Below are 12,258 nucleotides of genomic sequence, written 5' to 3'. Positions count from 1 at the left end.
CCTACTCTGGAATCCATGACGAGCCTCCTCCACCCCAGCGCTTCGCACGTCGCCGAGACCTTGATCGCTCGCGGTCACCACGGCGTCATAGTCACGCAAGCCGACGCGACGCACACTGCCGAAGAAGCTGCGGCAGCTGTTGGGGTGGAGGTTGGCGCAATCACGAAGTCACTCGTCTTCCTCCTTGACGACGAACCGGTGTTATTGCTGGTGTCGGGCGCGCATCAAGTCAATCTGAAGGCCACCGGTGAACGCCTCGAAGGCACGCTGACGCGAGCTCCCCTCGAGCTGGCAAAGTCAGCGACGGGTCAGCCCATCGGCGGAGTTGCGCCCCTCGGGCACCCCACCAACCTGCCGACCTACGTCGACACAGCCCTCGCGCAATACCCGATTTTGTGGGCCTCAGCAGGCCACCCCAATACCGTCTTCCGGACGACATATCCGGAACTTCTGCGAATCACAGCGGGCCTCGCCGTAGAGATGGACTGATCGTCTGCAGCCCACGCACCCCGACTGCGTCCTATAGTTGGGCGAACATCCTTGCGTCCTACCGGAGAGCCCACGTTGACTGACACCACGCCCCGAACACCCGAGCTGTCCACCGGCATCTGTGCCGCCGACTATCGCGCTGCATTGGGTCGCCACCCCGCGGGAGTCACTGTTGTCACTCTCAACTCCGGCACCGGCCCAGTGGGTTTCACGGCCACCTCGTTTTCCTCGATCTCGCTCGAACCTCCGCTCGTGACGTTCAACATCGCCGAGACGTCGTCAAGCATCACTGCACTCAAGGCAGCCGAATCATTGGTCATCCACCTTCTCGGTGAGCACCAACAGCATCTGGCCCAGCGTTTTGCGCGTAGTGCCGATCAGCGTTTTGCCGACGAATCACTGTGGGCAGTACTCGATACCGGCGAGCCCGTGCTGCACGGCACCCCCAGCTGGATGCGGGTCACGGTCGATCAGCTGATCCCGGTCGGCGACCATACGTTGGTTATCGGACTCGTCACCCGCGTCCACGCCGACGAGGACGACGACTCCGCTGCCGCACCGCTGCTCTATCACGAGGGCAAGTACTACCGCCCCACACCGCTGGGCGAATAACAAGCCACTGCGCGAACAGACAAAAATGAGGGCCTCACCGAAAAATTCGGTGAGGCCCTCATTTTGTGAAAGAACTTACAGCGCTACGTACTTGGTATCGAGGTACTCGTCGATACCTTCGGTTCCGCCTTCACGGCCGAAGCCCGATTCCTTGACGCCACCGAAAGGTGCTGCAGCGTCGGAGATCGCGCCGCGGTTGACGCCGACCATGCCGGTGTCCAGCTTGGCCGAGACGCGCATCGCGCGGTCGATGTCGCGGGTGTAGAAGTACGCCACCAGACCGAACTCCGTGTTGTTGGCTGCTGCAACCGCTTCGTCTTCGGTGTCGAAACCGACCACGGCTGCAACGGGTCCGAAGATCTCTTCCTTGAGCAGGCGCGCATCGGCGGGAACCTGATCGAGGACCGTCGGGGTGAAGAAGAAGCCGGGACCTTCGGGTGCCGATCCACCGGTGCGAACGCGAGCGCCCTTGGACACAGCGTCATTGACGAGTCCGGTGACGGTTGCGAGCTGCTTGGTGTTGATCAGCGGTCCGATGTTGGTGCCCTCGGCGTCGCCGGCACCCACCTTCAGTGCAGCGACCTTGGCCGTGAATTTCTCGGTGAACTCTTCGCGGACCGAGTTCGCGACGTAGATGCGGTTGGCCGCGGTGCACGCCTCGCCGCCGTTACGCATCTTCGCGATCATGGCGCCGTCGACAGCGGCGTCGATGTCGGCGTCGTCGAACACGATGAACGGAGCGTTGCCGCCCAGTTCCATGGACGTACGGAGCAACTTGTCAGCCGCATTGCGCACCAACAGCTTTCCAATGCCGGTGGAGCCGGTGAAGGTGACCTTGCGCAGACGCGCGTCTTCCATCAGCGGTCCACTGATGGAAGCTGCATCGGAGGTCGGGAGAATGGAGAGCACGCCGTCGGGCAGACCTGCGTCGGCAAACACCTGACCGAGAAGCTGCATGGTCAGCGGAGTGTCCTCCGCCGGCTTCACGATGATGGTGCAACCGGCAGCGAGAGCCGGTCCGATCTTGCGAGTTCCCATGGCCAGCGGGAAGTTCCACGGAGTAATCGCGAGAACCGGTCCGACGGGTCCCTTGGTGACGAGGATGCGACCGTTGCCGGCCGGAGCCTGAGTGAAGCGTCCACCGATGCGGACTGCTTCTTCGCTGAACCAGCGCAGGAACTCGCCGCCGTAGTTGACCTCACCGCGAGCCTCGGCCAACGACTTACCCATTTCCAGGGTCATCATCAGCGCGAAGTCCTCGGCGCGGGCATGCAACAGTTCGAATGCGCGGCGCAAGATCTCGCCACGGACTCGAGCCGGGGTAGCTGCCCAATCTTCCTGTGCCGCAGCAGCGAGGTCGAGTGCGCGGATGCCGTCAGCGGCAGTGGCGTCGGCTACCTGAGCCAACTCTTCACCGGTTGCCGGGTTGTAGACCGCAAAGGTCTTCTCAGCCGGAACAAGCTTGCCACCGAGCCAGATGCCCTTGGGTACAGAATCGAGAAGTTCCGAGACGTTCGACATGTCAGTTCTCCTGTGCTGCAGTGCGAATAGCGGTTTCGAGGACAGTCAGTGCGTCGTCGAGCAGCTCCTCGGAGATAACCAGCGGCGGGAGCAGACGGACGACGTTGCCGTAGGTACCGCAGGTCAGGATCACGACACCGGCTGCGAGGCAGGCAGCTGCGATCGCCTTGGTGATATCAGCGTCCGGCTCCTGACCGCCAGGCTTGACGAACTCGATGGCGAGCATGGCGCCGCGGCCACGAACGTCACCGATGACGTCGAGTTCCTTGGCCAGCGCGTTGATTCGGCTGACGACGGTGCTCTCGATGGTGCGTGCGCGAGCAGCCATATCGAGTTCACGCATCTGGTCGATGGACGCCAATGCAGCAGCACAGGCGACAGGGTTACCGCCGTAGGTGCCGCCGAGGCCGCCCGGGTGGACAGCGTCGATGAGCTCTGCGCGGCCGGTGACAGCTGCGAGCGGCATGCCGCCGGCGATGCCCTTGGCAAGCGTCATCAGGTCGGGGACGATGCCCTCGTGGTCGCTGGCGAACCAGGAACCGGTGCGAGCGAAGCCGGTCTGGACCTCGTCGGCGATGAAGACAATGCCGTTTTCCTTGGCCCAGGCGACGAGCGTCGGCAGGAATCCTTCTGCGGGAACGATGAATCCGCCCTCGCCCTGGATGGGCTCGATGAGGATGGCTGCGGTGTTGGCTGCGCCGACCTGCTTCTCGATCATCGTGATGGCGCGCTGTGCGGCCTGCTCACCGGTGATCTTCGAACCGTCGTAGTTGAGGCCCTCACGGAAGGGATAGGACATCGGTACGCGGTAAACCTCGGGGGCGAACGGTCCGAAGCCGCTCTTGTACGGCATGGACTTGGAAGTCAGCGCCATCGTGAGGTTGGTGCGGCCGTGGTACGCGTGATCGAAGACGACAACTGCGTCGCGACCCGTAGCGTGGCGGGCGATCTTCACGGCGTTCTCGACAGCTTCTGCACCACTGTTGAACAGAACGGAACGCTTCTCGTGGTCACCGGGGGTGAGCTCTGCCAGACGCTCGGCGACCTCGACGTAGCCCTCGTACGGCGCGATCATGAAGCAGGTGTGCGTGAAGTGCGCGACCTGGTCCTGGACTGCGGCAACGACGGCCGGGTTGGACGCGCCGACACTGGTCACGGCAATGCCGGCACCGAGGTCGATCAGCGAGTTGCCGTCGACGTCGACGATGACGCCGCCGTCTGCATCGGCAACGTAGACCGGGAGGGTGGATGCGACGCCGGCGCCGACAACCTTCTTACGACGCTCTGCGAGCGCAGCCGAGCGCGGGCCCGGGAACTCCGTGACGATGCGACGTTCCTGCGGAAGCCTGTATTCGATTGCACTCATGTGACCACCCTCTCTGTTTGTGTATTGCATTCGAGTATGCGACGCGCGAACCGGTCCGAGCCCTGCCGAAATGGACATCCTCTGGTTCAGGCCTACTCCATATCGGCATCGGCCGCTAGCCTTACTCAGGTGACAGTTCCGATCTCGTGGCTACTACTCCAGCGGCACCTCTCGCTGAAACTGCTGACTAACCGCAGTGCGTCTACGCAGCCAGTGACGTTTGCGCAGGCCACCGAGCTGACAGACCCCACTCCCTGGCTTTCCGGCGGCGAGTTGGTCCTCACTACCGGGCTTGCTTTGGTGGCCGCGAGCACCGCCGACTACACCGAGTACATCGACCGACTGGCCGCCGCAGAAGTATCGGCTCTGGGTTTCGGAACGGGGCTTTCTCACGAGGCCGTGCCGCTGGACCTGCTGGCAGCGGCCGAAAACCGGGGACTGCCAGTGCTCGAAGTCCCGTTCACCACCCCGTTCGCGGCAGTGACACGCGCCGTGATGACCCGCTTGAGCCAGCAGGAATACGAATCGGTCTTGCGCGCGGCGGAGGTGCAGACGCGTATCACCCGGGTTGCGTTGCGCGGCGGTGTATCCGCGATTGTGCGTGAGTTGGCGGCAGCCACAAAAACTTCGGTCGCGTTTGTGGGCGATCGACTCACAGCGGTGCACCCCACCAATCACAAGGCGCTCATTGCCGAGGTGCGCGCGGTAGCCGCCACCACCCGAGATCCCAACGCTCCGGCATCGATCTCGCAGAGCACTCCCGAGCGGACTTTGACCCTCTCCCCTGTCGGCGTGACCGGCAGTTGGCACGGCTATCTCGCGATGGCGGGCACCGGACCACTCAGCAACATCGACCGAGTACTCCTCGGACACGCTGTCTCGCTACTCACGCTGGAATTGGAGAAGCCGGTACGCCTGCGTGCCGAGCGAACCCGGTTGAACTCCATGGCATTCGGACTCCTCCTCGACGGAAGAATCTCCGACGACAACGTCCCGTCGTATCTCGACGAGGCCGGCGACACCAGCGGGTTCGTTCGCGTGGTCCATGTCCGCGGATCTGCTCTGAGCTCAGTTCTCCGGGAATTCGACAGTGCACTCGCCCGCGCCGGCCGACCAATTTTTGCGCAAGTCGATTCCACCGCGCTCACGGTTCTCCTGCGAGGTACCGACACCGTGGAGACCGCGAAAACCTTTCTCGCGCAACTCTCCCCCAACGAGGCCAAGGCCGTACGTGCCGGGATCAGCACGGCACACCGATTGCTCGACGCTCCACGCGCGCTAATCCAGGCGCGGGCCGCAGCCAACCTCACGACCGCCACCGAGCGCATCATCGAGTTCGACGCTCTCACCGGTTCCACGATTCTGGCATCCGAACCTGCCCGGGAAGCTCTTGTCGCCCTGGCTGCCAACACCATTCCGGTATTGACCGCACATGACCACGCACATGGAACCGCGCTCACGACCTCACTGCGCGCCTATCTCGAGGCAAACGGCCAATGGGAGTCCGCTGCAGCCGAACTCGGCGTGCATCGACACACCCTCCGAGGTCGCATCACTCGCATCGAAGAACTGCTGCGATGCGACCTCGGTCAGGCAAGAGTCAGGGCTGAACTATTGCTCTCGCTACTCGCTTGGGAGAGCCGCTGACGCGAAAGTCGAAGCGCCTCGAACGAGAAGTTCGAGCTCGGCGTCGACGGTGCACAGCTTTGCCGTGTCCAACGCCCCGCTACGGCGCACGCTGGTCATCAAATCCGTGAACCTTTGCAAGGCTTCGGGATTGGCAGCCTTCCACAGCTCGACAACACCCTCGACACCTTCACCCAGCGCTCCCGACACCAGGTCCGCGAATCGCGCAGTCAAGCGTGCGTGGACGGCGGCGCTACCCATGACCTCCCAGTGCGAGGCTCCGGCGGCAACTTCGACGCCACCGAGTACGTCGCCCAGATCGAGGGCTACCGAGAGCTCGCGGTAGAGCGATGCAGCGTCTTGAACAGTCGTATTCTCTTGCAACGCAATGTCAGCCAGCGCCAAGGCGCCGAAGGAATCGTTGATGCGTTCGTTCGCCGACAGCCCACGGGTGAGCTCTCGGACAGGTGCAGACCACCGGTCGATGTCAGCGCGGGGGTTCACGATGAACCGTCCGGCAGCTCCTGGCCGGCGCAGTACCCAGCTCATTTCCGATTCCAGCAACTGCTGCAGTCGGTCGAGGGACTTCAACTGATCGCCAGCGCTGAGATCCGAATTCAGAATCTCGCTGCGCAGATCCTCGGTACCGAGAACTTCACTCACCACGGCATAGGCAAGTGCAGCTTCCGGGCTGCGCACTCCCAGGTGCTCTTCCAGGCGGAACAGCACGCCCGGCCCGACGCGGTTGACCAGTTCGTCGACCACGGAGGTGATGATGATGTCGCGTCCGAGCCGATGCGACCGCACGGCGTCAGGCGCAGCCTCGACGACCGACGACGGGAAGTACTGCGGAAGTCGATCGGCAAAAATCTGATTGTCGGGGACTGCCGAAGCACCCAGCTCGGCCGTGAGCACGTTCTTCGACTGAGCAACCAGCACAGCAAGTTCGGGCCGCAATAGACCCTGGCCTGCCTGGGCGCGAACGGCAAGCGCCTTGGCGTCCGGCAGGGATTCTTCGACCCGCTTCATGGCGCCGGCCGAGACAAGATCTTCGATCAATCGTTCGTGCTGATCGAGTAGTGCCGGAGCGCGGTGCTCGGCCAGACTGATCGCCAGCGTTTGGTCGGCACTGGCTTTCAGGACCGAGTCGGCTACCTCGTCCTGAGCGGCAGCGAGGAGTGCATTCCGGGACGTTGCATCCAGCTCCGCCAGTGCGATCTTGATGTTGACCTCACGGTCGGACGTCGCGACACCGGCAGCATTGTCGATGAAGTCAGCATTGATTCGTCCACCGGCAGCGGCATATTCGATGCGTGCACGCTGCGTGAATCCGAGGTTGCCGCCCTCTCCCACCACGCTCGCGCGCAGTTCGTCGGCACTGACGCGCACACCGTCGTTGGACGGGTCGGCCGCGTCGACATTGCTTTCCGCCGACGCCTTCACATACGTGCCGACGCCACCGTTCCACAGGAGATCCACTGGGGCACACAGGATGGCCCGGATCAGTTCTTGCGGGGTCAACGATTCCGCAGTGATTCCGAGTGCTGCACGGGCTTCTACGGGCAGACGAATCGACTTCGCACTGCGCGGCCAGACTCCGCCGCCTTCGGACATCACGGTGCGATCGAAGTCGTCCCACGACGAGCGCGGCACAGTGAACAGGCGAGCGCGCTCGGCGAACGTTGCCTCGGCGTCGGGGTTCGGGTCGATGAAGATGTGGCGGTGATCGAAAGCCGCGACCAGACGAATCTTGTGCGAGAGCAACATTCCGTTGCCGAACACGTCGCCGGACATGTCGCCGATGCCGGCCACGGTGAACGGGTCGGTGTCCACGTCGAGGTCACGTTCGGCGAAATGGCGCCTCACAGCCACCCACGCGCCGCGCGCGGTAATGCCCATAGCCTTATGGTCGTAGCCGGCGCTGCCGCCGGAGGCGAAGGCGTCGCCGAGCCAGAAACCGCGCTCGACCGCGATGCCATTGGCGACATCGGAGAACCGAGCGGTTCCCTTGTCTGCCGCTACAACGAGGTACGAGTCCTCACCGTCGTATTCGACAATTTCCGCCGGGCGTACCAGTTCACCGTCGACGATGTTGTCGACGACGTCGAGGAGACCGCGAATGAAGGTGCTGTACGACTCCTGCACCTGTGCCGGTGTCGGAGAAGACGTTCCGCGAACAACAAACGCGCCCTTGGCTCCGGACGGAACGATGGGCGAGTTCTTGACACTCTGGGTCTTCATGAGGCTCAGGGCCTCGGTACGGAAATCCTCGTAGCGGTCGGACCAACGCAAACCGCCGCGCGCCACCGAGGAGCTGCGCAGATGCACGCCCTCGACATTGGGTGCGCTGACATAGATTTCGCGGAACGGCACAGTCTTCTGCGGGGTGGACAGCAACTGCGAATCGATCTTGAACGACGCGTACGGCAACGACTGACCGGCGTCGCTCCGCAGGTACCAGTTGGTGCGCAGGGTGGCCTGCAGGAACGAGCGCACGCCGCGCAGGACGCGGTCCTCGTCGAGAGTGTCTGCGCCGTCGACGGATTCGTCGATCGCAGCAACCGCAGTAGCGGTTGCCACCTCACGAGCCGAAACCGCAGGATCGAAACGCGCGGTGAACAGGTCAACTGCCTGACGAACGAACAGCGGCTTGGCGCCGAGCACTCCGACGATGTAGCTCTCGGACAAGCCGATGCGAGCCTGAGCGAGGAAACGGCACGCGGCGCGCAGCAACTCTGCGTCGCGCCAGGTGATGTCCGCTCGGCCGATCAGGCTGGAGAAGGCGTCCATGCTGGTCGAGCCTGCAATGACCGCTTCGAAAGCGTCTGCCATCTTTTCCAGGGCGCCGCCGTCGAAAGTGCTTGGCTCGAAGGTGAAATGGTGTGCCGAGCCCAGGACCGTCGGCAGCGGGCGGTGCGTCGACACTCGAAGTCCGAGGGATTCGAAGTTCTCACACAGGTCGGAGAGGGAGGGCTCTCCGGACGGCCAGAGCACGACACAGGTCAGATCTTCGCCGCGGCGGAAGACAAGCCGTTGGCCTGCTGCTGCCAGTTCGGCTACCAACTCGAGGGCTGGATCATGCGATCGATCACCACCTGATGATGCATTCGATACTGCTGCCGCGCTCTTGGTCGCCGATACTGTGCTCGCCATTGAACACCCTCCTGGAATTATTGGATCCGAACCCTTTCAGTGTTGCGTGGATCACGGGAGAGAGGTCGTGCCCGATGGGAGTACCAACCCCCATCGGGCACGACATTTCGGCAGTTGCAGTTCGATCAGTCGCCCAACCTGATGGGAGCGAGGTCCGCGAACACGTCGCCAGGCCCGGGATTCTCGGCCGGCGAGGCTCCGCCGAGATGGTTCACGACGCCCCACACCGCGTTGATCGCAGTCTGGATCGCGCCCTCGGCCCAACCCGCTGTCCAGGAAATATCGTCACCGGCGAGGAAGATGCCACGGTGTCGCGGCTCCAGATCATTTTGCACGAAATGGGAGAAGAGGCGCTCCTGGTAGCGGTAGTGACCCGGAAGATTCGCTTTGAACGCGCCCATGAAGTCACGCTCGGTTTCCCAGGACAGTGTCACCGGACTGGAGATGATGTGGCTGCGGAAATCCACTCCCGGATAAATCTCCTCCAGCGAGCGCAGCATGATGTTCATCCTCTCGGTCGCGTTGAGTGCCAACAGCTTGAGAGAGTCGTCGGACCACGTGTAGGAGAGGCAGATCAGACCGGGCTTACCCTCACCCTGATCGAGCAGATACGTACCGCGACTCATTCGGTCGGTGAGCGTCATCGATACCGCGTCACGCCCCGTCACGGGATCCTTGTCCTTCCAGAACGGGCGATCCACGAGGACAAAAACCTTGGTCGACCCCATGTAGTGAGTCCGCTCGATGGCTGTCCAGTGGTCGATCGGAAACAGATCGTCGTCACAACGAATGTTGTTGAGAAGCATCCAGCTCTGCACTGTGACAACAGCGCTCACATAGGTTCGGATGTATCCCTCGGAATCGGTCACCGTGTAGCGCCCCGGGTCGGTGCGTCGTAGTTCCGTGACGCGCGGCCGACTCTTGCCCCCGTTGAGCGAGGAGACAGTTGTACCGGCGGGCCAATGCACCAACTGCTGGGGAGCACGGTTCCACAACCGCAACGGCAACTGCTGCGATCCGCCGACTATGCCGCGGTGATCGTCGTCGGCAGCTGTGATGACCACCCGAAGGATCTCGAGGATCGAGTTGGGATAGTCGGTATCCCAACCTCCCGTGCCAAATCCGACCTGCCCGAACACTTCCCGCATGTGGAAGGACTTGAAGTGCTTCGATGCGGCCAGGAATCCGTAGAACGTCTGATCGTCGTACCGCACCACCAGGTCGTTCCAGATCCGCTTGATCTCCGCGGTATCGCGGTCACGGATGGCCTGCTGCAACGGAATCAGATCTGCATGCTCTTCGAGGGTGCGCTGCCAGGCGTGCGCCACCTCGGTGTAGATCGGTGGCAGATCTTCGAGGGTGTGCGCGTAATGGCTCTCACCCTTGAGGTCGATGACCGTGCTGGGAGTGACCTCGGCGAGCGGGTTCGGGAATTCTTCGGTCTGCAGACCCAGTTGGTCGAGGTAGTGAAAAAGTGTTGTCGACGACGGTGGGAACCGCATCGCGCCCATTTCCGCCACAACTCCCGGATGCCCGTCGAATTCGACCGAGCGCATCCGGCCACCGATTTGATCCGCTTCGTAGACAACCGGTTTGAGTCCGATCTTGAGAAGTTCGTAAGCAGCGAGCATTCCGGCCAGACCTCCGCCGATGACCGCAACTTCGGTTCCCAGCGCCAGATCGGGTACCGAACCCAAGCCCGCCGGATTGGACACGTAGTCGTCGTACGGGAACGGGAAGTCCGGCCCGAACATGGTGAGCGATGGCTGCGTGCCGGGTTCCGAGGAACTGTCCGGGGCTACGGGAATGGTCATCTGCGGTTCTCCCTGGAAGTGTGAAGATCGGAATATAGATCGAGCCGTCGATCGTCGAGATGTGTGTTGACAGAACGGGAATGGGCCAGCGAACCAGCCGAGATATCCGCGAAGAGAAGCTCCCGCCCATCGCTCGCGCGCGCCAATTCCCGACCGTCCGGAGATATCGCGCACGAGAGCCCGCAGTAGGTCAGTTCGGTTTCGGCGCCGCAACGGTTGACGTAGGTGAGATACATCTGACTTTCATAAGCGCGCGCCGGAACCACATGCTGCGCAATGTGTCCGAAGGGCATCATCAGTCCCGTAGGCACGATCAGCCACTGAGTGCCGGCGTCGGCATGTGCACGGACAGCTTCGGGAAACTCGACGTCGTAACAAATCAGCAATCCGCAGCGGAGGCCCTCTAGATCGAACCCGACAACCAAAGTGTCACCGGCAGTGTAGTGCCCACGATCGAATGCTCCGAAAAGATGAGTCTTGCGGTAGTTGGCAAGCGATCGGCCGTCGCGGCCCACCGCCTGCACGCTGTTGTAAATGTCTCTGCCAACCCGTTCGGGATATCCGTACACAACGGCGATGTCGGCATTCCGAGCAATCTCGGCAACGGAATCGAAGATCGGACCGTCTGCCGGTTCGGCGCGCTGCAACACCAGTTCGCCGATGTCGTAGCCCGTCGCAGACATCTCCGGAGTCACGAGGATACGTGCGCCTGACGCCGCCGCCTCCTGAGCTGCCGACGCGATGGCGTCGAGGTTGAATTCCACCGAGGCAAATGCGTCCGACGAGGTGAGAGGGCCCTGAAACAGGCCGGCTCGGACGGAATCGACAGGCATGGTGCGCTCCTTCAGGAGTTCCGTGACGCCAATATGTGACGGGGACTACTCATAGCGTGCCCCGTGCCGGCAATCATGTCAACACTTGTTTCCTAAAAGTCAACATGCCTGTCGGTCAAACTCAGGAGACGGAAACCCGCGGCCCCTCCGGCAATGCCGGGTTCAGAACCCACAGAACCCTCGCCGAGGACGCACCTTCCGCCTGAAAGCTGTGGTTGTGCCGAGGAGTGAACGTGAACGAATCCCCGGCCCCCAGAACGACATCCTCCGCGTCCACCGATTCACCGTCCGGGTCAGTTCTCCCACCCTCGAACGATACGCGCAATCCGCCCTCGATTACGTGAACAAAATTTACGTCCACCGGCAGGCTGTAGGGCTCCTGACCACTTCCCCCACCCGGTTCGATCTCGCCGAGCAACACCTGGATACGACGCTCATTCGACGGCGTGAGCAGGAACTCCGTCATCTTCTCGCCGCCGAAACTGATCTGCGGCCTGGCGTCGGCGCGCACCACTTCTCCGGCCGACGCATTCTCGAACAGGGACCCGACGGGGATCTCGAGGACGGCACAGACTTTGATCAGTGTCGCGACGGACGCATTGACGTGATCGCGCTCGAGTTTCGACAGATACCCCTTGGTCACGCCGCAGGATTCAGCCAGGTCGTCGAGGGTCAATCGCTTCGACTGGCGAGCAGCTTTGAGCCTCGCGCCGATCCGTGGACCCACGGACTCCGCTACGTCCTTGACCTTCGCCACTGAACCCACTCCTTCACGACCGCCTTGTCCCTTCGAGGAAACAGGGGTTGACAACCGAGCCTCTTGAGGAAACCATACTTGCTCAGA

General features: G+C 62.5%; 9 protein-coding genes. 3 read left to right on the top strand and 6 right to left on the bottom strand.

Annotated elements, in window-relative coordinates; genetic code table 11:
• The first annotated feature begins 15 nt into the window (after positions 1 to 15).
• Positions 16 to 489: a YbaK/EbsC family protein gene (locus tag MTX36_RS13880; RefSeq protein WP_243620341.1), complete on the top strand. Its 474-nt coding sequence runs from the start codon at positions 16 to 18 to the stop codon at positions 487 to 489.
• Between the two features lie 51 nt (positions 490 to 540).
• Positions 541 to 1,101 (top strand): flavin reductase family protein, encoded by a 561-nt coding sequence (locus MTX36_RS13875; RefSeq protein ID WP_374230483.1) that lies wholly within the window; start codon positions 541 to 543, stop codon positions 1,099 to 1,101.
• 75 nt (positions 1,102 to 1,176) lie between these two features.
• On the opposite strand, the gene MTX36_RS13870 is transcribed toward MTX36_RS13875, so the two are convergent.
• The gene (locus MTX36_RS13870; RefSeq protein ID WP_243620339.1) at positions 1,177 to 2,622 is read right to left on the bottom strand and encodes an NAD-dependent succinate-semialdehyde dehydrogenase; all 1,446 of its coding nucleotides are present in this window, start codon (positions 2,620 to 2,622) and stop codon (positions 1,177 to 1,179) included.
• A gap of 1 nt (position 2,623) precedes the next feature.
• Entirely contained in the window at positions 2,624 to 3,988 is a 1,365-nt protein-coding gene (gene gabT, locus MTX36_RS13865) for a 4-aminobutyrate--2-oxoglutarate transaminase (RefSeq protein ID WP_243620338.1), read from the bottom strand.
• 129 nt (positions 3,989 to 4,117) lie between these two features.
• Between gabT and MTX36_RS13860 the strand changes: the two genes are divergently transcribed.
• Positions 4,118 to 5,635, top strand: coding sequence for a PucR family transcriptional regulator (locus MTX36_RS13860; protein ID WP_243620337.1), 1,518 nt, complete (start codon positions 4,118 to 4,120; stop codon positions 5,633 to 5,635).
• Here MTX36_RS13860 and MTX36_RS13855 read toward each other — a convergent pair.
• The 4 genes from MTX36_RS13855 to MTX36_RS13840 form a co-directional block, all read right to left on the bottom strand.
• Positions 5,612 to 8,767 (bottom strand): NAD-glutamate dehydrogenase domain-containing protein, encoded by a 3,156-nt coding sequence (locus MTX36_RS13855; RefSeq protein ID WP_243620336.1) that lies wholly within the window; start codon positions 8,765 to 8,767, stop codon positions 5,612 to 5,614. The genes MTX36_RS13860 and MTX36_RS13855 overlap by 24 nt on opposite strands.
• A gap of 125 nt (positions 8,768 to 8,892) precedes the next feature.
• Complete coding sequence (locus tag MTX36_RS13850) at positions 8,893 to 10,581, bottom strand: NAD(P)/FAD-dependent oxidoreductase (protein WP_243620335.1); 1,689 nt, start codon at positions 10,579 to 10,581, stop codon at positions 8,893 to 8,895.
• Positions 10,578 to 11,414, bottom strand: a complete 837-nt coding sequence (locus MTX36_RS13845) for a carbon-nitrogen hydrolase family protein (RefSeq protein ID WP_243620334.1) — start codon at positions 11,412 to 11,414, stop codon at positions 10,578 to 10,580. The genes MTX36_RS13850 and MTX36_RS13845 overlap by 4 nt, the downstream gene beginning before the upstream one ends.
• Positions 11,415 to 11,535: 121 nt before the next feature.
• A complete protein-coding gene (locus tag MTX36_RS13840) occupies positions 11,536 to 12,180 on the bottom strand; it encodes a helix-turn-helix domain-containing protein (RefSeq protein ID WP_374230482.1) in 645 nt (214 codons plus the stop codon).
• Positions 12,181 to 12,258: the final 78 nt, after the last annotated feature.

The sequence above is a fragment of the Rhodococcus sp. ARC_M6 genome (assembly GCF_022810305.1).
Classification (GTDB): Bacteria; Actinomycetota; Actinomycetes; order Mycobacteriales; family Mycobacteriaceae; genus Rhodococcus_F.
The sequence above is the reverse complement of the archived record's forward strand: the minus strand, read 5'-3'. Positions and strand labels throughout refer to the sequence as shown.